This is a genomic window from Gluconobacter sp. GP1, assembly GCF_032913585.1.
Taxonomy (GTDB): Bacteria; Pseudomonadota; Alphaproteobacteria; order Acetobacterales; family Acetobacteraceae; genus Gluconobacter; species Gluconobacter cerinus.
Window position 1 is genome coordinate 95,342 of record NZ_JASGXC010000001.1, and the last position, 25,573, is coordinate 120,914.

Annotated in this window: 25 protein-coding genes; 13 read left to right on the top strand and 12 right to left on the bottom strand. The window is 56.3% G+C overall.

The window, feature by feature from the left end; genetic code table 11:
• Nucleotides 1-5 precede the first annotated feature (5 nt).
• The 6 genes from R5H23_RS00470 (at nt 6) to R5H23_RS00495 (ending at nt 8,084) form a co-directional block, all read left to right on the top strand.
• On the top strand, nt 6-1,508 hold the full coding sequence (locus R5H23_RS00470) for an ATP-binding protein (RefSeq protein ID WP_317213865.1): 1,503 nt from the start codon (nt 6-8) through the stop codon (nt 1,506-1,508).
• Nucleotides 1,505-4,399, top strand: a complete 2,895-nt coding sequence (locus R5H23_RS00475; RefSeq protein ID WP_317213866.1) for a Z1 domain-containing protein — start codon at nt 1,505-1,507, stop codon at nt 4,397-4,399. Before R5H23_RS00470 ends, R5H23_RS00475 begins: the two co-directional genes overlap by 4 nt.
• Nucleotides 4,383-5,387, top strand: a complete 1,005-nt coding sequence (locus R5H23_RS00480) for a PD-(D/E)XK motif protein (RefSeq protein ID WP_317213867.1) — start codon at nt 4,383-4,385, stop codon at nt 5,385-5,387. Before R5H23_RS00475 ends, R5H23_RS00480 begins: the two co-directional genes overlap by 17 nt.
• 1 nt (nt 5,388) lies before the next feature.
• A complete protein-coding gene (locus R5H23_RS00485; RefSeq protein WP_317213868.1) occupies nt 5,389-7,194 on the top strand; it encodes an AIPR family protein in 1,806 nt (601 codons plus the stop codon).
• 197 nt (nt 7,195-7,391) lie between these two features.
• Nucleotides 7,392-7,712, top strand: coding sequence for a hypothetical protein (locus R5H23_RS00490; protein WP_279313315.1), 321 nt, complete (start codon nt 7,392-7,394; stop codon nt 7,710-7,712).
• A gap of 48 nt (nt 7,713-7,760) precedes the next feature.
• On the top strand, nt 7,761-8,084 hold the full coding sequence (locus tag R5H23_RS00495; protein WP_317213869.1) for a hypothetical protein: 324 nt from the start codon (nt 7,761-7,763) through the stop codon (nt 8,082-8,084).
• On the opposite strand, the gene R5H23_RS00500 is transcribed toward R5H23_RS00495, so the two are convergent.
• From R5H23_RS00500 to R5H23_RS00510, 3 genes are all read right to left on the bottom strand, one after another.
• The gene (locus R5H23_RS00500; RefSeq protein ID WP_075595263.1) at nt 8,074-9,630 is read right to left on the bottom strand and encodes a DNA cytosine methyltransferase; all 1,557 of its coding nucleotides are present in this window, start codon (nt 9,628-9,630) and stop codon (nt 8,074-8,076) included. The genes R5H23_RS00495 and R5H23_RS00500 overlap by 11 nt on opposite strands.
• 268 nt (nt 9,631-9,898) lie before the next feature.
• Entirely contained in the window at nt 9,899-10,747 is an 849-nt protein-coding gene (locus R5H23_RS00505; protein ID WP_317213870.1) for an FkbM family methyltransferase, read from the bottom strand.
• A gap of 90 nt (nt 10,748-10,837) precedes the next feature.
• Nucleotides 10,838-11,080, bottom strand: coding sequence for a hypothetical protein (locus R5H23_RS00510; protein WP_007284186.1), 243 nt, complete (start codon nt 11,078-11,080; stop codon nt 10,838-10,840).
• Nucleotides 11,081-11,271: 191 nt separating this feature from the next.
• Between R5H23_RS00510 and R5H23_RS00515 the strand changes: the two genes are divergently transcribed.
• From R5H23_RS00515 to R5H23_RS00530, 4 genes are all read left to right on the top strand, one after another.
• Nucleotides 11,272-11,910, top strand: a complete 639-nt coding sequence (locus tag R5H23_RS00515) for a LexA family transcriptional regulator (protein WP_194254787.1) — start codon at nt 11,272-11,274, stop codon at nt 11,908-11,910.
• Nucleotides 11,911-12,123: 213 nt separating this feature from the next.
• On the top strand, nt 12,124-12,300 hold the full coding sequence (locus R5H23_RS00520; protein WP_282860419.1) for a hypothetical protein: 177 nt from the start codon (nt 12,124-12,126) through the stop codon (nt 12,298-12,300).
• 6 nt (nt 12,301-12,306) lie between these two features.
• Nucleotides 12,307-12,603, top strand: a complete 297-nt coding sequence (locus tag R5H23_RS00525) for a hypothetical protein (protein WP_317213871.1) — start codon at nt 12,307-12,309, stop codon at nt 12,601-12,603.
• A gap of 89 nt (nt 12,604-12,692) precedes the next feature.
• Nucleotides 12,693-13,091 (top strand): hypothetical protein, encoded by a 399-nt coding sequence (locus tag R5H23_RS00530; protein WP_317213872.1) that lies wholly within the window; start codon nt 12,693-12,695, stop codon nt 13,089-13,091.
• A 135-nt stretch (nt 13,092-13,226) separates the two neighbouring features.
• Here the strand turns inward: R5H23_RS00530 and R5H23_RS00535 are convergent, their stop codons facing one another.
• From R5H23_RS00535 to R5H23_RS00565, 7 genes are all read right to left on the bottom strand, one after another.
• A complete protein-coding gene (locus R5H23_RS00535; RefSeq protein WP_317213873.1) occupies nt 13,227-13,874 on the bottom strand; it encodes a hypothetical protein in 648 nt (215 codons plus the stop codon).
• Entirely contained in the window at nt 13,871-14,518 is a 648-nt protein-coding gene (locus R5H23_RS00540) for a hypothetical protein (protein ID WP_317213874.1), read from the bottom strand. The genes R5H23_RS00535 and R5H23_RS00540 overlap by 4 nt, the downstream gene beginning before the upstream one ends.
• Nucleotides 14,519-14,585: 67 nt before the next feature.
• A complete protein-coding gene (locus R5H23_RS00545; protein ID WP_317213875.1) occupies nt 14,586-15,176 on the bottom strand; it encodes a hypothetical protein in 591 nt (196 codons plus the stop codon).
• Nucleotides 15,173-15,379, bottom strand: coding sequence for a hypothetical protein (locus R5H23_RS00550; RefSeq protein ID WP_253440639.1), 207 nt, complete (start codon nt 15,377-15,379; stop codon nt 15,173-15,175). Before R5H23_RS00550 ends, R5H23_RS00545 begins: the two co-directional genes overlap by 4 nt.
• 532 nt (nt 15,380-15,911) lie before the next feature.
• Nucleotides 15,912-17,204, bottom strand: coding sequence for a phage integrase central domain-containing protein (locus R5H23_RS00555; protein WP_317213876.1), 1,293 nt, complete (start codon nt 17,202-17,204; stop codon nt 15,912-15,914).
• Between the two features lie 328 nt (nt 17,205-17,532).
• Nucleotides 17,533-19,779, bottom strand: a complete 2,247-nt coding sequence (locus R5H23_RS00560; protein ID WP_046901387.1) for an FUSC family protein — start codon at nt 19,777-19,779, stop codon at nt 17,533-17,535.
• 31 nt (nt 19,780-19,810) lie between these two features.
• Nucleotides 19,811-20,857 carry a UdgX family uracil-DNA binding protein gene (locus R5H23_RS00565; RefSeq protein ID WP_317213877.1) on the bottom strand — a complete coding sequence of 349 codons (1,047 nt, stop codon included), beginning with the start codon at nt 20,855-20,857 and terminating at the stop codon, nt 19,811-19,813.
• 423 nt (nt 20,858-21,280) lie between these two features.
• Between R5H23_RS00565 and R5H23_RS00570 the strand changes: the two genes are divergently transcribed.
• The 3 genes from R5H23_RS00570 to R5H23_RS00580 all read left to right on the top strand — a co-directional run bounded on the left by R5H23_RS00570 (nt 21,281) and on the right by R5H23_RS00580 (nt 23,112).
• Nucleotides 21,281-21,745, top strand: a complete 465-nt coding sequence (locus R5H23_RS00570; RefSeq protein WP_046901389.1) for a MucR family transcriptional regulator — start codon at nt 21,281-21,283, stop codon at nt 21,743-21,745.
• Nucleotides 21,746-21,813: 68 nt separating this feature from the next.
• Nucleotides 21,814-22,767, top strand: coding sequence for a signal peptide peptidase SppA (sppA, locus tag R5H23_RS00575; protein ID WP_317213878.1), 954 nt, complete (start codon nt 21,814-21,816; stop codon nt 22,765-22,767).
• A 39-nt stretch (nt 22,768-22,806) separates the two neighbouring features.
• Nucleotides 22,807-23,112 (top strand): integration host factor subunit beta, encoded by a 306-nt coding sequence (locus tag R5H23_RS00580; protein ID WP_046901391.1) that lies wholly within the window; start codon nt 22,807-22,809, stop codon nt 23,110-23,112.
• 449 nt (nt 23,113-23,561) lie between these two features.
• On the opposite strand, the gene R5H23_RS00585 is transcribed toward R5H23_RS00580, so the two are convergent.
• Together R5H23_RS00585 and trxB are read right to left on the bottom strand one after the other, a co-directional pair.
• Nucleotides 23,562-24,458, bottom strand: coding sequence for a LysR family transcriptional regulator (locus tag R5H23_RS00585; RefSeq protein ID WP_046901392.1), 897 nt, complete (start codon nt 24,456-24,458; stop codon nt 23,562-23,564).
• 117 nt (nt 24,459-24,575) lie between these two features.
• Entirely contained in the window at nt 24,576-25,550 is a 975-nt protein-coding gene (gene trxB, locus R5H23_RS00590) for a thioredoxin-disulfide reductase (protein WP_317213879.1), read from the bottom strand.
• Nucleotides 25,551-25,573 lie beyond the last annotated feature (23 nt).

Below are 25,573 nucleotides of genomic sequence, written 5' to 3' on the forward strand. Positions count from 1 at the left end.
TGGATATGGGCGTAAGGAATGCTCCGCCTCATGCCGGTTCTATGCTGGAGTCCCTGCGCGGGCTCGGCTACGCGCCTCCCACTGCACTTGCTGATCTCATAGACAATTCCATCGCTGCAAATGCGCGCGACGTCGCCGTTCATCTTGAATGGGCTGGTCCAGAGAGCTGGATAAAAATCGTCGATGACGGTGGTGGTATGGACGACGCAGCTCTGGAGGCTGGCATGCGCCTAGGTGCACGCGATCCAAGGTCTGAACGCGCCGCCACAGACCTTGGACGCTTTGGACTAGGTCTGAAGACAGCCAGCTTCTCTCAGGCCCGTCGCCTGACCGTCGCCAGCCGGAAAGAGGGTGGACCAGTCGTTTGTTTACGCTGGGACCTCGATCTTATCGGTCAGGAACCCGCCGCCGAATGGCCCCTCTTCGAGGGACCGGCCCCAGGATCAGAACATCTGCTCGCCCCGCTGGACCAGATGGCCCACGGCACCGTTGTTTTATTGGAAAAGCTAGACCGTATCGTAACTGATGGTTTCGCGGCCACCAACATGATCGAACTCGTAGATCACATAGAGGGGCACCTTGCGATGACTTTTCATCGCCTTCTTGATGGCCAGCTGCCCATGCTTCGCTTGTCCCTTAATGGCCGAGGAGTGAAACCATGGGACCCGTACCTGATTGGTCATCCCGGCAAAGCGCTGGAGAGCCCGGAGTATCGGATACTCCACACCACTGGTGTGACTGTGCAATGCAACGTTCTTCCGCATCGTGACATGCTCAAGCCTACAGAACATGAAGCCGCAGCAGGACCCGGAGGATGGACGCAGCAGGAGGGCTTCTACGTCTATCGTAACAAGCGTCTTCTTCTCGCCGGGGGCTGGCTCGGCCTCGGCGACGGCGGCAAGCCATGGCCGCGTGATGAAGCTCACAGACTTGCCCGTATTCGGCTCGACATACCGAACAGCGCGGATGCCGACTGGAAGATCAATGTCCTGAAGTCGACGGCCAGTCCGCCAGTACGACTGCGATCTCAGCTTCACCGTCTGGCAACAGAAACGCGGGTCTCGGCAAGAAGAGTCTTTGCCCACCGGGGTCATGTCACTCCAGCCTCAGGCATAAATTCGAACGCAGGAGTCGAAACTTGGCAAGTACGACGTACGGCGCAAGGAACATCGTACCGCATCGCTCGCGACCATGACCTTGTCGCCTCGATCTTGGATCGCGCCGGTTCTCTAAAACCCGACATCCTCGCTCTTTTGAGGCTGATCGAGGAGACGGTTCCTGTTCAACGTATCTGGCTGGATACGGCGGAGGACAAGGAGACGCCAAGAACTGGTTTCGCAGGTGCAGCCGACAACGAAGTGAGAGAGATACTGTTGCCAATGTTTGAAGCACTGGTGACGTTCCGTGGTCTCAGCCCAACAGAAGCGCGCGAACGGCTTGGCCGTACACCCCCATTTGATCGACACCCAGATCTTGTTGCCGCCCTCGGAGTAAAAGATACGCAATGACGATTTCAAACCAGAAAGCCTTCGACTCAATCCTTTCCATGGCCCAGAACATGCTCCGCCTCTCCGCGGAACGCGCTCAAAGCGCTGTTACACCGGAAATGATCGAGAAGGAGCTGACCAAGCTGTCGATCATGATGGAAGACGATTTCGCCCTTGTTGATCGGGACGCACTCGCCGACGAACTGATCCGGCGTTCAAGCCGCACAGTGGGCGAGAACGCTACCCTGTCGAACGGTGAAGACCATATCGCTTGGCTTGATGCAGAAAGGAAGAAGGACTGGACCTATTGGCGGCGCTACTCAGAATATATGGAGACACGCATCCCTTGGACGGCCCTCGACGCCCTTGACGTTTCAACCGACGAAGTCCTTTCACAGCTCGAGGACCCGACCCGGGAAGGCGCCTGGGATCGTCGCGGACTGGTCGTGGGCCATGTTCAGTCGGGAAAGACTGGCAATTATACCGGACTGATCTGCAAAGCAGCCGACGCCGGTTACAAGATCATCATCGTGCTTGCTGGCCTGCATAACAACCTGAGAGCCCAGACCCAGATCCGCTTGGACGAGGGGTTTCTAGGTTTCGCCACCATCGCAGATGCTGATGAGCTCCCAGCAGTGGGGGTAGGACTGATCGACAAGGACATGTCGGTCCGTCCCAATGCTGCAACCAATCGGAGCGACAAAGGCGACTTCAATACAGCCGTTGCAGCGAAGATGAATATTAGTCCGGAACAGCGACCGTGGTTGTTCGTCGTCAAAAAGAACAAGACGGTGCTGGAGCGCCTGCTGCACTGGATCCGCAACCGTGTAGCTAATCACATCAACCCTGAAACAGGCCGGAAGCTCGTCACCAACCTGCCGCTTCTGGTTATCGACGACGAGTCAGACCATGGATCGGTGGACACCGGTGAGGATGTCGTCGACGAGTCCGGCATCCCAGATCTCGAGCATCAGCCGAAGACAATCAACAGGTTGATCCGGTCTATCCTTCACCACTTCTCGCGAAAAGCTTATATCGGCTACACGGCGACACCCTTTGCTAATATTTTCATTCATGACCGCGGGGAGACCGAGAAGCACGGACCAGACCTCTTTCCAGCATCCTTCATCACCAACCTCGCAGCCCCATCAAACTATGTCGGACCTGGTCGTGTCTTCGGATCGGCTTCCAGCACACCTGAAGAGCTGCCACTTGTTCGCCCCTTGATGGAAGATGAATTCCAGCCTTGGATGCCCAGCAAGACCACGACTTCTCCAGAAATCAAGCCACACAAAAACGGGCATCAGCCACGCTGGAAAGGTGAGGATCGTGTACCCGATTCGCTCGCAGAGGCGATCCGTTCCTTCCTCTATGCCTGTGCCGTGAGGAAGCTACGCGGACAGGGGAGCAGACATTCGTCGATGCTTATCCACGTCACCCGTTTCACCTCGGTGCAGAGCGCCGTCGTTAACCAGGTTACAGAGTATGTGCGAGATCTGAAGGGACGTTATACCCGCAGCATTGAGCTTGCGGAGCTCGAGCAGCTCATGCGCGCGGAATATCAGGAAACCTTTCTTCCAGGCATGCAGGATATCCGTTCTGCCCTCGTTGAAGGCGAAACGCTGGAGGATTTCTCGTGGGCAGACATTCGGGCTGTCCTACCCGACGTGCTGTCAGACATTCGTGTCCGGGAGATCAATGGTACGGCCAAGGACGCACTCGACTACTCCGAAAATGATGGCACTGGCCTCAAGGTGATTGCCATAGGCGGTGACAAACTGGCACGTGGCCTGACGCTCGAAGGTCTCTGCACGAGCTACTTCCTTCGAACCGCACGTATGTACGATACGCTTATGCAGATGGGACGATGGTTCGGTTACCGTGATGGTTATCTTGATGTCTGCCGCCTCTACACATCGGAGGAAATGGTGGAGTGGTTCGGTCACATCGCCGATGCCGCAGAAGAGCTCCGCCAGGAGTTTGACAACATGGTTGCGGCGGGCGCCACGCCAAAACAGTTTGGTCTGCGAGTAAAATCACATTCCGTGCTGACAGTGACGTCTCGGGCCAAAATGAGAAACGCTCGCACGATGCAGCTGACTTATTCGGGCGACCTTCTGCAGACCATCGTGTTTCCCAACCGTAACAATGACATCACTGCAAACTTCAAGGCCGCGAATAGGTTCATCAATACACTCGGTCCATCGACGGATCTGAACGATCAGTATTTCGTTCCACAAGGTCAAAAGTGGAACGGTCACCTCTGGCGGAATGTATCAGCTCTGAATGTCATCTCGTTTCTCAGGGACTACAGGACTCACTCCGCCAGCTTCAGAATCATGAGTCCGCTGATTGCGGACTTCATTGAAGAGATGAACAAGGATGGCGAGCTCACGAGCTGGACCATCGCGTTGATCGGGAAGGACAGCGGTCCGGACGACAAACACCGCACGCTAGGTGGTTGTTCAGTAAATATGCTTCAGCGAAAACGCACGACCGAGCATCCGGATCGATACTCGATCAAGACCCTGATCTCACCACGCGATCAGGCCATCGATCTAACCGAGGCAGAATGGAAGGCAGCGCTCGATCTCAGCCGCAAAACCTGGCGCAACGATACGGATCGAAACGAAGGCAAGGAGCCACCGTCCGAACCGAGAGGCCCACAGATCCGTTACATACTTGGCGAAGGTGTCACCGAAATGGGTATTCCGTCCCGCCGGGAACGCGGTCTGCTCATGCTCTATCTGCTTGATCCTGTAGGTGCGGGTGTCGATGAACTGAAGAATGCCGATCCCGTCGTTGCCTGGGCCATCAGTTTCCCGTCAAGCACTTCCGAGAGAAAGGTCTCCAACTCCAGATACATCGCCAACAGCGTACTATGGGGGGGGATCAATGACTGGGTGGACTGAAGAGGGGCTTGTTCGTGCCTGGCGAGCGCTCGCGCGGCAGGCAACAGTGGAAAACTGGCGATTTGTGCATCTCACCGATGTGGGTACGGTCTCGATTGAGGCAGGTTGTCAGTTTCCACTTGGGCGGGAGGCACTGATTGTCTCCTTTCCAGGATTATGGCCGGTGAGCCCGGAAAGGCTTCCTGAAGGCAAGGGCTTCGACGTCTCCTGCATCAAGGAGCAGACCTTATTTGCAGGTAGAACGGCGATTGCTCTCGTCAGACGGCCAGAAGGCTCACCCGACATCTTCGCCATCATGGTTGTGGATGTTCTGAGAACTTTGGAGACAGCAGCCAATAACGCGGACTGCGACGTTATGGAAGCTTTCCTCAATCGGGTCAAAGAGTGGCAGGCTTTCATGGCTCGAACACACCGCCCCCTTTCGTCCGACGCTCAGATTGGCCTGCTCGGCGAACTTTGGATGCTCAGAGAGTTGACGCACACCTCCCTTGGGGCTGGTGCTCTCGACTGCTGGCAGGGACCGTTGCGAGCAGCGCAGGACTTTCACATTCGAGGAGGCGCGGTAGAAGTGAAGAGCACAACCCGGGCCGGCAGTTTCCTCGCGCGGGTCAACAGCATAGAACAGCTCGATAGTGATCGGGCGCCTATCTTCCTGTGCGCCTTCCGCTTCGAAGAATGCATCGATGGTGTCTCGCTCGCCAGTCTTGTCACGGCACTCCGAGAAAAGTTCCGACTGGCCGGAGTACAACGCGGTTTCGAAGCATTGCTCATGGTGATGGGATACCTAGACGAGCATGCAGGGCTTTACGGACGCATACTGACATTAAAGGACGTGAGGGCATTCCTTGCGGAAGGTGACATGCCCCGCCTCAAGCGCACTATGCTCTCACCCGCCATCCGCTCGGCTGCCTACGTACTCGACCTCGACGCGCTCGAAATACCCTCGATCGGGCTCCGGGAAGTGATAAATGAATTTGGACTAGTTTAACATGAGCCTCGAAGAATTTCACCATAACTTTCGTTCCGACATGCAAACCATTGTTGCCGAGCGAGTAGAGGATGGCGAAGGCCCATTCCCTTCGGATGAACTTGTCTTTGCAGAGATGGTCATGGAGCATGTCGCAGAAGCCGGGATCTGCGAGGCACCAACAGTTTGCCATTGGAGTGGCAAGGTCGGTAACGCGAAACTCCGCATTACGGGCTATGCGCTCAGCTCTGATGAAACGGCCCTCGATCTCTTCGTGACCCACTATTTCGGGACCGAGGAACTGAACGGTTTAAAGGACTCGGATGCCACCGCTACTGCCAGCGAAGGTGTTCGCTTTTTATTCCGTGCAGCAACCGGCAGCCTTGATGCAAGGGTCGATCCTACCCATCCAGTCAGGGACCTTGTGGCAACCATTCGTTCTCGCTGGGGCGACATCGACCGACTTCGCGTGTTCGTGATTACAGATGGCAAGATCAAGACCAAGCGGTTCTCGAACAAGGAAGTTCACCAGAAGATGGTAGCCGTTGAGGCCATGGACATAGAGAGGCTCTACCGTCACACCGAGGGCAAACCACGAGACGAGTTGGCTGTTAGTTTCGTCCAGTCGATTGGTCGAGCACTGCCCTGCGTCCATGTCCCAGATCCCGATGCTGATTATGAGTATGCCCTTACCGCCATACCCGGGCAGCTCATTCGGGATCTCTATCTGCGCTATGGAACGACATTGCTCGAAGCCAACATTCGCACTTTTTTAGGGAACAAACGTACGGCCAACAAGGGTATCGTCGAAACATTGCGAAAGGAGCCAGAACACTTTCTCGCCTTCAACAATGGGCTCGTGCTTGTCTGCGACGAAGCTGCGTTTGAGCGGACTGCCGACGGGAATTTAGGCCTGTCTTTCCTGAAGGGCCTGCAAATAGTGAACGGTGGCCAGACGACCTCGACCATCTACTTCTCATCCCGCGACGATCGCACGATCGATCTCAGCCATGTGATGGTCCCGGCCAAGATTATCATCCTCAAAGAATCACAGGACGAAGCACGCGAAAGACTTATCAGCAATGTGTCCCGCTATGCCAATAGTCAGAACACGGTAAAAATATCCGACTTGTCGGCAAACCGTCCTTTCCATCGAGAGCTTGAAAAACTTGCGAACGGCACTTGGTGTCCCGATGGTGCTACACGATGGTTCTATGAGCGAGCAGCTGGCGCATACAATGTCATGCTTCTGAGAGAAGGCACCACGCCGGCCAAGAGGCGAAACCTGAAGGAGATGATCCCGCCAAAACGCAAACTGACCAAGAACGACATCGCAAAGTACCATGAAGCGTGGCGCGGCAAGCCAAATCAAGTCGCAATGGCTGGCGAAAAAAACTTTGCAGCGTTCATGGCTGCGCTCGATGATGATCCCACTATTGTTCCCAGCCCGCTCGACGCCCAGTGGTATCGAGCAATGATCGCTAAGGTCATTCTGTTCAAGGCGATCGAGAGCATGATCAAAACGAGGGAGGCGAAAGAGGTGTTCCGCCAAGGTTGGGTGAACATCGCCACCTATGTCGTTTCGGTGGTCGCGGACCGACTTGGCGACAAGCTCGACCTCGAGCAGATCTGGATGCGGCAAGGGATTTCATCTGGTCTGCGGGACCTGCTTTGGGACTGGGCCGTTATCGTAAACGCCGAGTTCAACAGGATCGCCCCAGGTCAGCAGATTTCGGAAGTAGCGAAGCGTGCAAACACGTGGGAAAAAGTGAGAGCCACTGAATTTGCGCCGCCCGGCAAGGGAATAAGTGAGATCAAGTCTCTCTGAACTAAAAGCAGTGCACCAGCATACCAGAAACGAAACAGGATTTATTAAAGTTCTGCGGTCCGACGGAATATTCCCTCAGAAATCTCGAGGACGGTGCAATCTACTGTCAGCACTATTCGGCCTATAATGGCCCATTTGAATTCTGGAGCGACATTCATGAAGGAGTTTCCGAGGCAAAGCGCGAACCTGAACGCTTTGTGGCGGCTCTCCAGGCATGGGGCGTGGAAGGTTGTTCATCTCAAGACGAGAACTTGATTGCGTATTTTGATGAATGCAAAGATTCTCAACCACAGTTCCAAGAAATAAGAAATAAATTAAGAATCGCATGTTTAGGTTCGCAACGAGACAACCTTCTTATACAGTCTCACTATGCAGACGATCTTAGGGGTTTTTGTATTGTATTTGATGAGAGCTTGGTCACCAAAGCCGAACCAGAAGGTTATGTTATGGACATTGCCTACATTGATGCGCCACCAACTTTAGATAGTTTCGTCTACGCGATCACTCGGGACCAATAATGGTATCATCAGATAGCGATTGAGGAGACGAGAACAAGAGTCCAGTATTTGGGGAAGACAGACGAAATAAGCTGGATTCCACTTTGCGAACAGGCTTGTGGAGAAGCATTACGGCAATTTAGCTTTGCAGAAAAATCTAAGGAGTGGAAATATGAAGGAGGACGACGTCTTCTGTTTCAATCGCTGCAGAGCAACGCCGATCCGATCTTTAGGCCGTACCCGCACGAGGCGATCAAGGAAGTCATTCTGAGCGAGCGTATGGTGAACGATTATCAAGTGAGAATTTTTGCCGTGATGAAAAAACTCTACCCTGAAGTTCCGGTGAGAACGGCTCGTCGTGCGAAAGGTGCGTACACTTTAGTTATCGATTAATGTTCCTATCGCCAGCTAGCAGGCTTTTAAACACCAGCCGCGCGATTTGCTTTGCCAAGAACGGCGGCACAGCGTTTCCAACTTGGACGTACTGCTGTGTCCGATTACCCAAAAACAAATAGTCGTCAGGGAAGGTCTGTAAACGAGCTGCCTCACGAACGGTTAGGCTGCGGCACTGGATCGGATCAGGATGGATAAAGTAGTGGCCATCTTTGGAAATGTGGCTCGTAACAGTGGTCGATGACTCGTTCGCTAATTGAACCCGGAAACGGTCGTTAAAGACACCGCTGTGCCAATTGCGGTGGTCTGGGCTGAGTACCAAAGGAAAGTCAGCGGCTTTCGGGCTGTAGCCACGGACGATCCCGAACACGGAAGCAAACAGGTAGCGGCCCAAATCCGAAGCCATATGCCCACGCGTCTCGTGCTGAGCAATCGCGCGTAGTTCCGTTCGCTCGATCCATTCCAGCAACTTATCTTTTGAAGTCCCATAGCCTTCCGGCAACCGTGAAGTCGCCCGAAGAGTAGGCATATTTTCCTTTGCTTGTTCTGAGACAGCCAGAAACTCTTCACGGAGCGTACGGTTACCTTTCCCCTTGCAGACGCCGGCCAGTAATGTCGATGCGTCCAAGACTTCTCTTCGCCAAGCGACCGCATCGTCGAGCCCCCGGCTGAGGCCGCTTCGTAAGGCCGGCATCGTTTCGATGACATCGCGGACGGTCCGCGCCCTTTTCGATACAGTGATCTCCGCGTCCGCATTCTGCCTTGCGATGTCCGAACGGATGCCGACGATGATTACCCTGTGGCGACGCTGCGGAACCCCGAAAGCCTCGGCGCGCACGATAAAATCCGAAGGCTGGGCTGCCTCATGGAGGCTGACCTTGCCATCCTCAACTCGAACGGCACGAAGTTCATAATGATGAGCGTGATTCGTGCCAAGCGAGGACAGGTCATCCATCAGCATCTCAAAGACAAGTCGACTCTCAACTGTCGACGAAAGCATGCCCTTAACATTTTCCATCACGAAGATGGCCGGACGAAGCTTGTCGAGGACGCGGATGTACTCGCGAAATAAATAGTGCCGTGCATCCTCTTCAGGGACATAGCCTACCTTACCTCTGGAGCGGACACGCCCCACCAAGGAATAGGCTTGGCACGGCGGCCCACCGATTAGGATCGTGTCGTCATATTTCCGTTTCAGCGTCGCGATGGCGCCATCTATAGTGCTCGTCGCAGCCTCTGTACCGAGTTCAAGTGCGCGGGCTTCTTCAATGGCCTGCTGCCACGCTCGAGCGTCGATGGCTGACCAGTCTGGTTCGGGTACCTGCCCGGCATGAAAATCAATGAACTCTTTCGGCAAGACGCCATGATGCGCACGGTATTCACGTAGGAACGCACGCAGCATCAAGGTACGATGGGCCGACGCCTCCTTCTCGACCGAAATGCCGATCCGGAACGGCGCATGGCCGTCCTCAACGAGGGACGCAAATCCTTCGCCAAGTCCGCCGGGACCGGCAAACAAATCGACAATTCCGAAAGTGGATGGCAAATCAGGCTCCTAATAAGTTTCTTTCAGCCGCTGTATACTAGATTTTATGACGAAAACCAGGGCGATGTGACCCAACTTATGGGTCAACAGCCCGTCTCTAGATGAAGCTATAAATTAGGAAAAAGAACACTAACGCCAAGCCGATTTCCACATGGGCCTTATACGCAAGGTTTCCGCTTCCAACTTTATTCGGGGGAGCCGGAGCAAGCGTCGCTTCAACCGAACGCTCAGGACTAAAGTTCTTAATTTCATTCCTCCCCAGCACCCCTCAGAACCTTGAGAGCAGGATATTCCCCCGACTGCGCCCACGGCGTTCATACCCACAGCGCCGCAGCACCGGAAAGACGTCCTGGGCCCACCGGCCATGCTCGGTGTCTTCCATGATGAGATGATCGGGCCACAACGCGGCCGGTGCCTCGCGGAAAAACGGCAGCAGCGCCCGGTCTTCGTAGCCTTCGATGTCAATTTTCAGAACATGCACGGCCGTCACATCGCAGGCCTTCAGAATGTCCAGAAGTGGACGGATCCGCACCGCAGCACCGTGCCCCGCACCGATCCGACCGCCGCCAAAATCCCCATTCACCTGCACGAGCTGACCAGAGCCCTCCTGATCGCCGACGGCGACACGGAAGAGATCCGCCTGCATCCCGTTCAGCCTCATATTGGTCGTCAGGCGCTCGAACAGCACCGGGTTCGGCTCAACGGCGATGACACGGGCTTCTCTCTGGGCGGCGTAGAGGGAGAAGAACCCCATATTCGCGCCGACATCCACAAACGTCCCGCCTTTCGGCAGATGGCGCCGCAGCCATTTCAGTTCGCGATGATTGTAGCACGCGCCACACACCGCCGATTTTGCATCCGTCTGGTTGTCCTGCGGATAAAACCGCACTTTCAGCCCGAACAGGGTCGCATCGACGGGACCTGAGGAGCAGTCTCGTTTGAACCGTTCCATGAAGGACCGACGCAGACGGCTGTATCCCAATGGCGTGTTGAAGAAGACCTTCCGGATCTTCTTCTGCACATCCGTCAACGGGTAGGTACCAAAAGGAAGGGCACGCGCAAGGCCGTGTCCGTCCAGCACAACGTGCTCAGAAGACGGCTCTGAGTGTTCTGACATAAGAGATGATGACCGTATGGAAGGGAACAACAGGGCTTCGACGAAGCAAACGGCAGGGTCAGGACGCGTTATGTCCGATGGAGCGCTCCGTCACAGCTTCCCGACCTCGCGGCAGAGCTGGAGCAGACCGCCCATCCGCTGCTGCAGCACGGCGCCGAGCACCATCACGCCCTCCAGCAGACGCGCACCTTCCGTATCCGCGCGAAGGCTCTCCAGCCGCCCTTTGAGCAGCGCATGCTCGATCTCGATCAGACGCAGCACGTCATGCAGACCGGCATGCAGGTCCTCGAGACCGGCTGGACGGGGCGGTGGCAACAGTGGATCTTCAGGCATGACAATCCCTTGGACAAAAATGTCGGTTTCATGCGAGGATCTGACCATGACGAGTCACGGGCCACGCAACATTTCAATGCCAAGAGATACGGTTTTCCGACTTTCATATCAAGCGGAATATCGTATTGATACCTCATTTCCGAATGAGGACCCTCTGCGTGCCCCGACATTCCAGGCGAAAGCGTAAACTCATGGACGACCAGATCCGCCTGATGCGCGAGCGCGGCGAGCGCCTCCGCGAAGCGGCGCAGAGTATTGGCATCACCCATGCCGCCAAGGCGGCGGGCGTGCCGTATACGACCCTGAGAGACTACATGAATGGCGGGGAGATGAAGTTCTCCGCCCTTGCGTCGCTGGCCCGGGTCTGCGGTGTGTCCCTGGACTGGATCGCCTTTGGCACGGCCGGCGGCTCACCCTCCGGGGCGACAACGGTCCAGACCACCTCGACCCGTCAGATCGTTGTGCCCTGGTATGATCATCATGAAGACGGCCTGCGGATTGGCCGTGACTGGTTGCAGAGTGTCATCCCCCGGGACCTCACAGCTCTCTGCCTTATCAGCAATGCAGGGGATGCGATGGAGCCGACCCTGTCCTCGGGTGATCTGGTCATCGTGGACCGGAGCGTCACGACCGTGACGGGCAGCGCGCTCTATGCGCTGGAGAGTGCTGGCGCCATCCTGATCCGTCGCCTTGACCCCAAACTCGGTGGCGGGGTCCGGGTGATTGCTGACAATCATCGCTACCCGCCTCAGGACGTTGAGGCCGATCGCCTGGAGTGCTTCAAACTGCTCGGCGAAGTGGTCTGGATCGGCGGCGTGCCTCATCCCTGAGGCGCTCACGATATACGGGAACCTGTTTGAATAAATAGGCGCATATCCGTATTGACGGCACACGGGAAATCGTAGATCATCTGACTTGTTGAGTTCATCGTGTGTGCAGGGCTGTCCTGCCACACAGGAACTGCAAGGAGCTGGCGATGATGTCTCTGTCCCGTTGTGTCTTCCGGTCTGGCCCCTGTCCCTGCCTGTCAGGGGGCGTCTGACATGGTCGTTTCTCTCCTTCTTGTGCTGATCGTTCTTCTCCTGCTCGTTCTGGCCCTGGGGTCTTCGGTCAGGCTGTTCGCGTGGCTGAAGGCCCGCGACGTCCTGTCCCCTGCGGCTCTGATGCTGGGTACGGCGCTGGTGATCCGGGTCGTCTTCCACGCCCACTGGGGGAGATAAGCGCTCATGACGTCTTCAACAGACGGTCTGTACAGCGAAGCGACCGAAGCAAAACGCGCGGCCCGCCTGGCGGCCTATCTGGAAGAATATGGTGCCGAGGAGGAAGAGACGCGGGTTCTGCTGAGATATGTCTCGTGGTTCGGAGCGGGCGCCTGTCTTTTGTGCGGCATCGCGCTGGCTCTGCCCTGGCATCCGCTCTTTGCATTCGTTGTGGGCATGAGCTGTTGGACGGCTCCGCGAGAACCATTGCTTCGAAAACTGAAAGCCGCTGAAGACCGCCGCAGGCTTCGCGGGCTGGACTGAGACGTCCGTTCGTTTTTCGGCAGGTCGCCCGCTTTTTTTCCAATTCTCCCGTCATCGACTGTTTTTGCAAAAACAGCAAAGGATCCCGCATGTCTGCACGTCTTCTCAGAACCCTTGCCGTCACGCTGTCTTTCACGGGGCTGATCGCCCTGACAGGCTGCGCCTCGGAAGGGAACGAAGCCCTCAAAAACGAGACCGGTGCGTCCATCGATCAGAAGATCCATGATGGCGTGACCACCAAGGACCAGATCCGGGCCCTGTTCGGAGATCCGCGCGAGAGCACGTTCACCGATAGCGGTCATGAGCAGTGGCGCTATGCGTTCACCAACGCCTCGTCTGACGCCGCCAACTTCATTCCGCTCTATGGCGACCTGCATCAGGGCACCCATGGCACGGAAAAGACACTGACCATAATCTTCAACGGCAATGTCGTCTGGCACCACACCATGAATGCTTCGGCCGTCAAAACCGGCAGCGGGTTGTTCTAAGGTTACAGAAGAACGCCCCCTCCGCCGTTGCAAGCAGAGGGGGTAACCCAGGCCGCTGAAGAGCTGGATGCATCGTCCGGGTCTGAGGGCATTTTCAAACCTTCCTAAGTCACCGTCGACGCCTCCGCTGGTCACTCAGTCTTCCAGCATGGCAGGACCTTGAGGCAGACAACTCCACTCTGCGGCCTGACCGAAGGGTTCCTCCTCGCCAGGCGGTGGAGAGACGACATTGCCTGACAGCACCAGCAGCCGGTTCAGCGGCTCCCACTCAAGAAGTGTTTCAAGCAGAGCAGTTGCGCAGTTCAAACGCAGAAAAGGGCTGTCCCGCGTCAGTTCTGTCATCAGGTCTGTCCGCAGTTCGAGGACGGATTCCTGCAACCCGCACGGCCGCAACCAGGACGCCCGCTGTCGTGCGAGCCGGTACAGGCAGAGATCATACGGTGGCCGATCCTGCGGTCCGCCCATCACACGGCGCAGGAACGACATGTGAAATCCCGCCAGAACAAAGGGTCGCGGGGCATCCACCGGCATCACGGCCCGGAACAGGGGATCGCTGATGGTCAAGGCAGGCTGACCATGCTCGTCGGGACTTTCTTCCAGATGACCCGAGGAACGCCGGGGCTCACTCAACCAGAGCAGGCTTCGCCCTTCGACAAAGCCGTCCCTTTGCAGCAGCGTGACGGGAGCGCCCGCATAGGGCGCTCCTTTCTGATCCGGCGTGATATCGAGCAGTTTCAGGCGCGTGACGGGCCAGCACGGCAGCCGGATCGGACCCTGGGTCATGACCTGACTCCCGAGCGCAACTGCGCCACAAGGACGAGGAAGCGCTTCTGTAGCTGCGCTGGCTCAAGGAGGTCGTTGAGGTACCAGATCTCGGGTGTAAGCCGCTTCTGCCGGTAGACCTCCAGCCTTCGGTCAAACTGGGCCAGCAGATGCGCTTCCCAGTCATTGCGTGTCACGCGGTCCGCACCGCAGGCGCCCACGATCTCGATATGCATGACACGCGAGCCGTAACGGATGGCGAAATCGGAATAGAACCGCGGCTGCTGCAACGGGTCGAGGGCGATTTCCAGATCCAGCGCAACATCCCGCGGAACGACAGGTTTGACGGCTTCGTAAGCAATGCGCTCGAGTGCTGAATTCAGCAGGGTTCCGTCAGAAGCAACGCGGCCACGGCTGGGCAGACCGGGCCAGCGCTGCTCGACCCTGCGCAGGAGACCGGCCCAGACGCCGGGTCCTTCATCACCAAGGCGCATGAGATGCCGCCCCGCCGGTTGAAGGTAGCGGAACAGGCTTGAGGGCGGTTGCGCCTTCAGTTTGAAACTGATGTCGCGATACAGATCGAGATCATCATCCGTGGGCTCGAAGAAAGAGCGCACGTGTCGGGACACGGTCGCAGCAGCGACCGGGGTTTTTGTAAGAAGCATGAAGCCTCCAGATTTTTGTGGGGAGAAAATGAAAGGCCGGAGTTGTCCGACCTGTCGGTGTCAGGTGTTACAGGCGATACTTGAGGCCGCTCCCAGGCATCTGTCCGGTCCAAAGCGCCTCGATCAGTCTTGCCGCGGCATGAATGCGGACGAGATCGGAAGCCGGATGGACGCCCGAGCGGTCTTCCGCTGCAAACCGGGCCAGAAGAACTCCAGTCGTGTTCCCAGCTCCCGCCAGCTCTGGCGCCAGCCGGTGTATGAGATCGCCCAGGGTCATGACCTGTGGCTTCTCTGACGACCAGGGCCCGAGCCAGATCATCTCTCGTTCCCCGATAAGCAGAACGATATCTGGAAGCAGGACAGGAGAGAGAAAAGCGCCATCTTCAGTGTGCTCCGCTGCACCGGCTGGGGACGGCATGGGCTGCTGCAGGATCTGGTCCCGCAGAGCCTGTCTGTGTTCCGGGTCCTGATCGGCCTCCTGACAGGGAAACCACAGGCCCAACCGTTCAGCCACGGGCACGGGTTCGGCCCGGGACAGAACAAGATCGTACAGACAGACGGCAGTCCCGGTCGGCCGGAGCGGAGCGTCCGGGCGATCGCGGGAGGAGACAAGACCCATCAGGCGGACAGCCAGGTCCGTGCACAGGAAGGACGTCATGTCCGGTCTCCTGCGTTCTCCGTCAGTGCCCGGTTCAGTGAGCGGACTGTCTGCGCCAGAACGATCAGCGTACCCTCAAGCCGCGTGTCGCTGGTGAAGGCTCCGGGCTGTGCGATCACATCGCGCAGTGTGGGAAGAACGACGCCCGCAAGCACGGCGTGGGCGTCAAAAAGCGTGTCGAGTTCGGTGACTGATCTGGTCATTGCGAAAGGCTCCAGAAAGAAGGGAACCCCAGAAGGACGAGAGAGAAACCCTCGCTCTGGTCGCTCAGCGACCATTCCAGCTCACGCCCCGCGTGAGCCTCTCTGGGGGGAGGACCAGCCCGGCCCTCCCTTGCGACGCCAAAAAAAACGACAGAACCCCTCTGATCATTTTCCGTCGTGAGAGAGAGGGAGAGAGGTTGAGTTCTGCACCGCCGCCCTCCGGGCGGCGCGACCCCGGAACGGGCGCGCGTGCAGGTCCGGATGACGCGTCACAGCGTGATGCGGACGCCCCCGACAGGGCACGAAAATGAAACGGTTTTAAGGTACTGTTTTGAAAGGGTTTTTGGAGCTTTGCTCCAAAAACCCGGTATCGTGCCATCTTAAGCGATCTGGCAGCCCGATTTTATGGCGCAGTGCCATGCTTTTGAGCTGCTCATGGAATGGCGACATAGCGCATTGATGACGCGTCACTGAGATTGTGCAGACCGGTACGACGCAATCCGTGACGCGTCATTGGGCTTTTGACGGGCCTTCAGGCATCTGGATCTCCGATTTCAGAGTCTTTCCAGGTGAAGAGCGGCGCGCTGTCAGGATTGGAACGCGGCGGCTTTGCGACCGCCTCCGTGGATTGCCCGGCACAGAAGCGTTCCCAGGCAAACATCATCTCGGAACGCCTGTTGAAGAGATCCCCGCGGCGATAGGCCGCCTCGACCTTGTCACCGATGGCATGGGCCAAAGCCATTTCGGCGACCTCGCGTGGAAAATCGGTTTCCTCAGCCGCCCAGTCCCGGAAGCTGGAGCGCAAACCATGGATCGTCACATCCTTCGTGCCTGCGGCCTGATGGAGGGCTTTGGAGACCGCGACATCGCTCAGCGGCGAACCAACCCGGCCACCAGGAAAGACGAAACTGTCCTCACCGGAACGGGATCTCAGGGTCTGGACTTTATACAGCAGCGCCATCGCTCCGCTCGTCAGGGGCACACGATGCTCCCGCCCGGCCTTCATCCGCTCGGCCGGGATGGTCCAGATCTTTTTCTTCAGATCGATCTCCGACCACAGGGCCTTGCGGACCTCGCCAGATCGGGTTGCGGTCAGGCAGACGAACCGTGCGGCCAAAGCTCCTACACCATGCTCGGCGCCGAGCATGGTGTAGACTGGCGGGAGGTCGCGATAGGGCAAGGCGGCATGATGCACCACCTTCGTGACTGCCGTGGGTTTGGGGAGGATGTTGGCCAGATGCCCCCGCCAGCGGGCCGGGTTCTCCCCCTCGCGCCAGTGATGGCTCTGCGCATAGTCCAGAATACGCTCCATCCGTCCACGCAGCCGTGTTGCGGTTTCGGTCGTGTTTTCCCAGATCGGTCGCAGGACGGCGAGCACGTCTTCTGTCTGCACGCTGCCAATCGGTTTCGGGCCGAGGACGGGGTAAACATGCCGCTCCAGAGAGCTGCGCCACATGGGCGCCGAGCGCGGATCTTTCCAGCCCGGCGCCTGTTCGGTGATGTACTGCTCGGCAACCTGTGCGAAGGTGCGCTCCTGAACGTCGGGGCCCTTCTGCCGGGCTTTCTCTTCGAGAGGGTCGAGCCCTTCCAGAAGCAGGCACCGGTTCTCGGCCGCCTTGAGCCGGGCATCGGCCAGAGAAATATCCCGGGCGGGACCGAGTCCCATCTCCCGTCTTTTGCCGGTCTTTGGGCTTTTATAGCGAAAGGTCCAGGCCCGGGTGTCGCCCCGGACGGTAATCCATAGATTTCCGCCATCGCCGTGAACCCCGTCTTTGAGGGAGGCGACCTTGCGGGCATTCATCTGGTTCGGCGGAAGCTTGCTCATGGTTTTTCAGTCCCATCTTCCGTCCCACCTTACGGCATGGGTTTCAATGCGTCTATCTGCTTCTTCAGGATGGCATGAATTTCTGTAAAACTATGAAAAACAAGGGTTATTGCGCTGATCTGCTTTTCCGTGACGCCCTACACCGGCGGACACCCTCTCCGCCATGATTTCTAAGATCTGTGTATCTGACCTTAACCCTTACGAAGACTATCTTCCGTCTTGGAGCGTGGGTTGTGTCGCGGTATTGGGAACAAATCAGAGTGGGTTGTAATCGCTCTGCAATCTTCGAAATTCCCAAGCTATGCGAGAAGCGTACTTCTCTTGTCGCCTAACGGGACTCTTGTACTTTCAGATGGCTGCGCTCGCCTCTAAATGGGCGGCTGGCATCCAGGAAGTCTGCGTTCGTTTGCATCGTATAAGCAATAACGACGAGGTAAGTGATTGCCCGCGTCATTTCCAGTCGCGTGACCAGATCTGTCTCATGCTCATCCAGTGCGCGCAGTCGTCTTACGGCCGCATTGGCGACACGAGCGGCCTTATCATGGCGTCGGGTAGACTGCTCGACGTAATGGAGCACCAGTTGGATCGGGCGTCTTGCGCTGTCGGGAAGGTATTCGCGGTCCAAGAGGGTTCGTAGGCGAATAATGTTCAGGCCCAGCGTGAGTGTGGCGAGCGTCCCCAGAATACAGGCTTCGATGAGCGGAGCAGGGGTGGGGCCAGCATGGCGGATCAGACGTGCGAAACGATCCGTATTACGGCCGATCCAGATACTGATTTGTGGTGTCTGTGCGGGATCTGCGAGGCCGCGCAGTTCAGCCAGCATAATTCTGCGGAGACGCAGCCGTTCATCAGAACTGTTGAACGGCAATACTGTCCTGAAAACCAGAACGCTGATGCCCACAGCCATGACGACGGCCATATTACCGTTATAAAATGCCACCTCGTTCATGACGTGATGGTTCTCCAGTCCGAGCATTGCAGGGAGGAGCAGGCCGTAAGCTGCCGCGCCGCCAGCAGTGGACGGGTTGCCTTTCGCCAGACCGCCAAGGAACATGGCCGGTCCCAGGAAAAGCGTCAGGGTTTCAAACGTTGTGACTTTGGGCATAAGCACAAAGACAAGTATCCAGGCCACAATGTAAGCGACCAGTGCTCCTTTCAGGAACTCCGTAGTCCCAAGGACTGGGTTTTCTTTGGTCGCAAATAGGCCACATACCAGCGTTGTAATGGCGATAAAGCCAAGTCCGCTTGGCCAAGCTGTGATCTCATAAATCAGGGCCGTAACAAGAACGGCGCATGCTCCGCGGAGGCCATTATGAATGGCTTCGCGTGTGTCGCGGTGGGTCTGGCGTTGGAAATGAAAATGATCGCCTGGAATAGAGTGTGTGCTGGCCTCGTATTCCTTGATGGCAAGTTCCAGGTCTCCGAGTAGCTCCCCAAGTGACATGAAGAGAACGCGTTCATCGAGGTGTGTCTCGGTATCCTGCTCATTCAGGCGTAGATCGAACGGGTCTGTTCCCGGAATGGGTTCATTGCTGTTCTCCAGATCGGTAATCCGGTGAGGGGCAGCATACAGGCGGCAAACATCACGGAGGTGCTGGAGTTCTGCCAAAAGATCCGGAACGGACTCAGTATTGGCAATACGCTTCGGGAAATCCTTCAGGAACGAGAGGATTTCATCAGCGGCCTGCGTGAAGGCAGGGTGGTCATGGTTCAGAAGTTGCAGGCGCATTGCCATACCGAACCCGCGAGACAGCAGGGCTGATACGGAGGCCAGAGCCGCACGGGCATGGTCACCTTCGTGTCCATGCGGGCCCATCTCGACTTCTGCAAATTCAATCTGATCGTTAATGCTGAGGATGGTGCCAAATTGTCTGCGTGCGGCATTCAGGGCGCCGCGTTCCTCACCAAGAATACTCGTAAGCGTCTTCGTAACGAGAACCAGAGCAGACTCCAGCTTCTGGCGCAGTTGGATCCGGGCCTGCCGTTCCTGAGTGGTGGCAAAGATCAGACCCATGAAGGCTTCACACAGAACGCCAAGGGTAATGTAAGTGGTTCGGGAAACGGCAACGGTGAAGATATTGTCCGGATCGGAAGCCGCATCCATGCAGATGATCGAGCAGGTATATCCTGCAAGAACAAGAGCATAGGATCGGAAGTTACTTACGAATGTTGCGAGCCCACTGCACACGCCAATCCAGACGGCGATCATGGGGAAGAAGAGCCAGGGTGCCTGAGGCGCGGCAGCCATCAACGCAATGGATGCGACCGCTCCGGTAATTGTTCCAATGATACGCCATTTGGCTTTGGACTGGCTTTCCCCACGGGTGGCCTGCGCAACAGCCCAGACAGTCATTGCGGCCCATGCAGGACTGTCCAGCTCCATCCAGAATGCAATTCCGATGGCGAGACAGGCTGCAAATGTATTTCGCAGAGCAAAAGTCAGGGTCGCTGCGGATGGCGCATAGATCCATGACAGGGGCAGCTTGACCCTGGGCCGCAGAGCGGCTGACGCACCTGCACCTGATGGGGAACTGTTCGGAGTCGGACGTCCTGTTGACGTAGTACTGCCACTCATTGTGCGGCTTTCTTACTCCTGAAGCCGTCAATTAGGCGAGAGCGGAAATGGCCATTCTCAGATCTGCGACAAATTTTGTGTATTCGCGTGTCCTGCTGTCCTCATCCGGAATTCTGAGCAGGTAAGAGGGATGGACAGTCACAATGCCAGTACTGCCATCGTCCAAAGTCATGTACCGGGAACGCTCCCGTGAAATAGTGATGGGTCGTCCAAGAACGGAACTTGCTCCGGTCACGCCGAGCAGAACTGTAATCTTTGCCTGAAGGATACGCCGTTCAGCTGTGATCCACGGGGCGCAGGATTTTACGTCTGTCGCATCGGGTTTCTGATGAATGCGTCTTGCACCCCGGCGGACAAATTTGAAATGTTTGACCGCGTTACTGATCCAGGCCTGTTCCCGATTGCCCCCGGCTTCCTGAAGTGCGCGCTCGAAGAGTTGTCCGGCTGGGCCAACAAACGGTCGTCCCTGAAGATCTTCCTGATCTCCTGGTTGCTCGCCGACAAAAAGGATCTGGGCCTGCGTCGTGCCTTCTCCGGAAACGGTGCGTGACGCGTGGTGACAAAGATCACAGAGTGAGCAATCGACGGCGAGGGACCGCAGGTTTGACAAAGAGGACGTTTTTTCAATCTCCTCCAGATCCGGTGTGACATGCACTGTGGCCGGGTTGGCCCAAAAGGCATTGTCTTGCCCGGCGGTCGCCGTTTTCTGTGCAAGATCAATCAGATCTGCCTCTGGTTGTCCTGCGTCACTAATGGGTGGTCCAACACGATACTTGTGGCCGTCCCAGCAAAGTGTCGTCTCGTCTGAAAGGAGAACCCAAGGGGAAACCCGCAGTCTAATAAGAGGAGATCTCTGACTGTCTATGAGCTGTAATTTTTGGCGTGTTCGAATGATCTGCCAGTCTGTTATCCGGTTCTCTGGGAACGCGCCTCTCAATTCAAGAATCTGCTCTCGAACAGTGCTGGCAATCTGCTCAAACCGGGTGATGTCTGTCTCACGTGGGCTTCCGTGCTTCTGGATATGTTCCAGGGCGCGATAGAGAAGATCAAATCTCTCCGGAATATCGGATGCAAACACGGACGGGATCAGGGCCGCAAATTTTCGGGGCAGACGCAAAGGGGAGGGAGTGTCAGGTAAATCCCGATCTGTTTTCGCTGCGTAAAGAGCGGCAGGTGCTCTAATACTCCAAGTGATCGAAGACCCCGGGATTCGCTTGCTCAGGAAATTACGCGATTGTGTTCGCCATCCTGAAAAATCACTTGGTGAACAGAGTGTAGCGTCAACGGTTTGCATAAGGCTTCCCGGAAAGAAAATTAGCGAATTCCGAAACACGCTCTGAAGTGATTACTTCTTTTTTAAGGAACGTGTGGTCAATTTGGTATTAAAGTTGAGTGGCTATCTCGGTGGTATTGGGTATATATTCTGCAAACAGGCTCGGCAGAATGATTTCACGCTGTTGAGCATAGTAAAAATGCTATTTTGAATGGAAGGTAAGATATTATGTCGGAGAATACATCCCACCCGGATCTGTTGGAGCTTACAGCGCAGATCGTTGCTGCACAGGTTTCCAAGGGTAATGTGGATGCGGCGTCTCTCCCGGCATTGATCCGCCAGGTTTATGAAGCTCTTGCAAATGCTGGTGCTCCACAGGAAGAGCCGCAGCCAGAGCGTCCGCAGCCTGCTGTGCCGATCAAGCGTTCAGTATTCCCGGATTACATCGTCTGCCTTGAAGACGGCAAAAAACTGAAGATGCTCAAGCGTCACCTTCAGAGCGCTTATAATATGTCCCCAGAGCAGTATCGTGAGCGTTGGGGTCTTCCGTCCGATTATCCGCTGGTTGCTCCGAACTATGCACAGCGCCGCTCGGCTCTGGCACGCGAAATCGGTCTGGGCCGCAAGATCAGCGCAACAGGCGAAGGCAAGAAAGAAACTGGCCGGACGCGTCAGTCCAAGAAGCAGGACTAATTCCCGGCGTTCTGGAATTGTCTTTCTGAAAAAGCACTATCTGTCATGTGGTCGGAGAATACTGTTTCATGAGTTTAGAGGCAGAGACGCTTCTCCGATCAATGGCTGACAGCAAGCGCCTCCTTCTCTGGAGGGGCACTGCGCTTTTGTTTTTTCTTGCAGCGCTTATTATTGCTGTTGGTAAAAGCCACTCAACTGTTTCCAGTTTAGATGCGCGTCCGCACATTGCGCGTCTGGTTATTCACGGCGTGATCGGAAATGACGTTTCCCAGATCACGACGGCTCTTCGCAAAGCACAGAAGTCCTCTTCAGTAACCGGACTACTACTGGTTGTTGATAGTCCGGGCGGTGGTGTCACGGGCGGGGAACGTCTGCACGACTCGATCGAGAAATTTGCACAGGTAAAGCCTGTTGTCGTCACGATGGGCGATATGGGTGCGTCCGCCGCCTACATGCTCTCAGTTCCAGCGCAGCATATCGTGGCATTGCCTTCCACGCTGACGGGCTCGATCGGTGTAATCCTGCAGCGGCCCGATCTTTCTCCGCTGCTGGGGCGTGTCGGCATTGATGTTGCTGCTATTACGTCTGGCGCTATGAAAGATCAAACTGATCCCACAAGTCATCTGACGCCAGAAGGGCGCACGATGCTTCAGGGATTGGTCAATGATCTCTTCGATCAGTTTGTCGCTATGGTCGTTAAAGGGCGGCACATGCCTGAAGACAAGGTGCGAAGCCTTGCAGACGGTCGGGCCTATACGGGTCGTCAGGCTTTGAGCCTGGGCCTGATCGACGAGTTGGGAGACGAAGACACTGCTCGGCAATGGCTCAGGCAGCGCCTGAAAATTGGAGACGCACAGTACCCGGTGATGCCGTTGCTCTCTGTAACCAAGCGACACTGGTATGATTTTCCTCGCAAACGGGCCATGCTCGAAGGCGTGTTTGGATCAGGCTTTACGGAGATGCTGGAAGGGCGATTAACCCTCAGCAGCCTTGACGGGGCCGTTGCGATTCTGCAACCCTGACAAGCCAGTTTCATGGGCGGAGGCAGATAGGCTGCAGTCATGACCAAATCGGAACTTATTGCAGAGCTTTCCACGATTTATCCTCACCTTCTGACGCGGGATATCGAACGGATCGTTCACACCATTTTTGACGAAATCAGTGCAGCTTTGACGCGAGGCGATCGTGTTGAACTTCGCGGGTTCGGCGCATTCATTCCCAGGCGCCGAGATGCGCGGACGGGTCGGAATCCACGCACTGGAGACACTGTTTCTGTCGAAGAAAAAAGCGTTCCCTTCTTTAAAGTGGGGAAAGAGTTGCGTGAGCGTGTGAATCAAAGCGCGACCAAGTCAGCCACGGCAGAATGAGAGGAGTTTCTGTTCCCTGTGTTCTGGATGCCGCTTTTTGAAGCATAAAAGCGGAGCTAATGCTTTCAGGCACGCGTTGAGAAGCGTCGTGCGCTATTGTGGGGCAATGTGGAAAGCCCCTTCATTATCTGTCTGGATAATCCCAATTTTTATAGGGGCTCTGTGCTGTGCCGGGGCGTCCTCGGCAAAAGCTGCCTCAGGATCTCCTCTGAAAAAAGCAGCTTCAGTAAAAATGCTACAGAATCAGAAGGGTCGGGCCACTGTCACGCCCTGCTATCATTCCCAGTTGGGGCTAATTGTTCTCAAGAGCAATGTAGAGAGCACTCATTCCAGGCATGGAAATGGTTTTGCGCCTGTCGGGGAAGCTGTCTTTCGGTCCAGTGCAGCCCAACATGTTTGCATCACGGGGCATGGCCGCCGCGGGTGAGAGCGGCGGCATTCTATGGGCTTTATTCCTGGCCTTTGAGGCTGCTGATTTCCGAAAGCAGAAAATCTCGGAATACGGCGATTCTTTTGGAAGTCCGCAGTTCTTCCGGATACACGAAGTAAGCCTCAACCAACGGAACGGCCTGATTGGGCAGAACTCTGACTAGGTTGGGGTAGGACGCAGCTGTGTAGAGCGGCAAAGAACCAATACCTGTGCCTGAAGCAATCGCAGTCGCAACGGCAGCAATATTGTTGATGGCCAGCCTGCTTCCCCGATGGGCCAGACCTTCATGACGAAGGAGGTCCAGAAGCCAGTTTACATTCGGCAATGGCAGGTGGCGTCCTGCAAAGCCGATGATCTGATGTTCCGCTAATTCCTGCAAATTTGTCGGCGTGCCGTACCGGTCCAGATAGTCTGGGCTGGCATAGATTGGCATAGGAAAATTAGCGAGATGGCGCTGTACAAGGTCTGGTTGTGTCGGCGGATGCAGACGAATAGCCACGTCTGCTTCACGCATTCCCAAATCGAGGTCTGCGTCTTCAAGAAGAAGCGTGACCTCGATATCAGGGTGTAGTTCCAGAAAGCGATGCAGCCTCGGAGAAAGCCAACAAAGGCCAAAACCGGTGGTTGTCGTGATCTTTATTTTGCCCGCCGCTCGTTCCTTGCTTTCGCTCAGGAATGCCTGTGTCAGGGCCAGCTTGGAGAAGACTTCACGCACTGTGCGATTCAGAACCTCACCCTGTTCAGTCAGGATGAGGCCTCGTGCATGCCGATGAAACAGCGGAACACGCAGAACCTCCTCCAGAGCTGAAATCTGCCGCGAAACGGCAGACTGGCTCAGGTTAAGTCTGTCACCTGCATGGGTGAAGGACCCGGCTTCGGCGACTGCGTGGAAAATACGCAGTTTGTCCCAATCCATGTGGTGGTCTCCCCGATCGCTGGCGCGTCGGTCCTCGTCCTTCTTGCCCATGTCACCTGGCGTTGTTTAAGCGGTGTGTCGTTGAAGGGACGAAACTGTCTGAACCTTCGACGAGGGTCAAGTTTTTGTCATAGCAGGTATGCCAGAAATGTAGCGTTCGGCTTCCAGAGCGGCCATGCATCCTGTGCCCGCAGCCGTCACAGCCTGCCTATAAATCCGATCCTGAATGTCGCCTGCGGCAAAAACACCCTCTACCGAAGTGCGCGTTCCACCAGCTTCCGTGATGATATATCCGTCTTCGTCACAAGCCACTTCATGGCGGAACGGCCCCGTATTCGGGCTATGGCCAATGGCGACGAACACGCCCTCAACGGGCAGAGTTTCGCTTTCTCCCGTCTGAGTATTCTTCAGACGAACGCCACACACAACTTCCGGCGTTCCCGCACCAAGAACTTCTTCGACAGCACGATTCCAGTGAACTTCGATTTTCGGATTCGCAAAAAGACGCTCCTGCAGAATGCGTTCAGCCCGGAAACCGTCCCGTCGATGAATCACGTGAACCTTGTCAGCGTGGTGAGTCAGATAGAGCGCTTCTTCCACGGCCGTGTTGCCACCACCCACGACCGCAACCGTTTTGCCGCGATAGAAAAAGCCGTCACAGGTTGCGCACGCCGAAACGCCGCCAGCCTGAAGGCGCTTTTCCGACTCGAGGCCAAGCCATTTGGCCTGGGCGCCCGTTGCGATCACGACTGTACGTGCAAGAAACTCGTCCCCTGAGTCGCCTTTCAGATGAAAGTATCCATCTGCAGCCGGACCGTTCTTCAGGTCTGCCTCCGTAATCAGGTCATAGATCAGGCGTGTGCCGACATGTTCAGCCTGTTCGCGCATCTGCTCCATCAGCCACGGGCCCTGAATGGGAGCGGCGAAGCCAGGGTAGTTTTCGACGTCTGTCGTGATGGTCAACTGGCCGCCTGGCTGAAGACCAGTCACGAGAATCGGTTTCAGGCTGGCGCGTGCGGCATAAATGGCGGCAGTGTAGCCAGCGGGGCCTGCGCCCACGACCAGAAGGTCCGTATGATGGATTTCAGGCATGATCGATCCTCGTCCGTGTTTTG

Excerpts from the sequence above, each read along its gene's own strand:
- R5H23_RS00485 (WP_317213868.1), top strand. The coding sequence starts at position 5,389 with ATGAGCCTCGAAGAATTTCACCATAACTTTCGTTCCGACATGCAAACC.
- R5H23_RS00505 (WP_317213870.1), bottom strand. The coding sequence starts at position 10,747 with ATGTCAGAACACTCAGAGCCGTCTTCTGAGCACGTTGTGCTGGACGGA.
- R5H23_RS00515 (WP_194254787.1), top strand. The coding sequence starts at position 11,272 with ATGGACGACCAGATCCGCCTGATGCGCGAGCGCGGCGAGCGCCTCCGC.
- R5H23_RS00555 (WP_317213876.1), bottom strand. The coding sequence starts at position 17,204 with ATGAGCAAGCTTCCGCCGAACCAGATGAATGCCCGCAAGGTCGCCTCC.
- R5H23_RS00480 (WP_317213867.1), top strand. The coding sequence starts at position 4,383 with ATGACTGGGTGGACTGAAGAGGGGCTTGTTCGTGCCTGGCGAGCGCTC.
- R5H23_RS00520 (WP_282860419.1), top strand. The coding sequence starts at position 12,124 with ATGGTCGTTTCTCTCCTTCTTGTGCTGATCGTTCTTCTCCTGCTCGTT.
- R5H23_RS00545 (WP_317213875.1), bottom strand. The coding sequence starts at position 15,176 with ATGACGTCCTTCCTGTGCACGGACCTGGCTGTCCGCCTGATGGGTCTT.
- sppA (WP_317213878.1), top strand. The coding sequence starts at position 21,814 with ATGAGTTTAGAGGCAGAGACGCTTCTCCGATCAATGGCTGACAGCAAG.
- R5H23_RS00475 (WP_317213866.1), top strand. The coding sequence starts at position 1,505 with ATGACGATTTCAAACCAGAAAGCCTTCGACTCAATCCTTTCCATGGCC.
- R5H23_RS00530 (WP_317213872.1), top strand. The coding sequence starts at position 12,693 with ATGTCTGCACGTCTTCTCAGAACCCTTGCCGTCACGCTGTCTTTCACG.
- R5H23_RS00510 (WP_007284186.1), bottom strand. The coding sequence starts at position 11,080 with ATGCCTGAAGATCCACTGTTGCCACCGCCCCGTCCAGCCGGTCTCGAG.
- R5H23_RS00570 (WP_046901389.1), top strand. The coding sequence starts at position 21,281 with ATGTCGGAGAATACATCCCACCCGGATCTGTTGGAGCTTACAGCGCAG.
- R5H23_RS00540 (WP_317213874.1), bottom strand. The coding sequence starts at position 14,518 with ATGCTTCTTACAAAAACCCCGGTCGCTGCTGCGACCGTGTCCCGACAC.
- trxB (WP_317213879.1), bottom strand. The coding sequence starts at position 25,550 with ATGCCTGAAATCCATCATACGGACCTTCTGGTCGTGGGCGCAGGCCCC.
- R5H23_RS00560 (WP_046901387.1), bottom strand. The coding sequence starts at position 19,779 with ATGAGTGGCAGTACTACGTCAACAGGACGTCCGACTCCGAACAGTTCC.
- R5H23_RS00585 (WP_046901392.1), bottom strand. The coding sequence starts at position 24,458 with ATGGATTGGGACAAACTGCGTATTTTCCACGCAGTCGCCGAAGCCGGG.
- R5H23_RS00535 (WP_317213873.1), bottom strand. The coding sequence starts at position 13,874 with ATGACCCAGGGTCCGATCCGGCTGCCGTGCTGGCCCGTCACGCGCCTG.
- R5H23_RS00525 (WP_317213871.1), top strand. The coding sequence starts at position 12,307 with ATGACGTCTTCAACAGACGGTCTGTACAGCGAAGCGACCGAAGCAAAA.
- R5H23_RS00550 (WP_253440639.1), bottom strand. The coding sequence starts at position 15,379 with ATGACCAGATCAGTCACCGAACTCGACACGCTTTTTGACGCCCACGCC.
- R5H23_RS00580 (WP_046901391.1), top strand. The coding sequence starts at position 22,807 with ATGACCAAATCGGAACTTATTGCAGAGCTTTCCACGATTTATCCTCAC.
- R5H23_RS00470 (WP_317213865.1), top strand. The coding sequence starts at position 6 with ATGGGCGTAAGGAATGCTCCGCCTCATGCCGGTTCTATGCTGGAGTCC.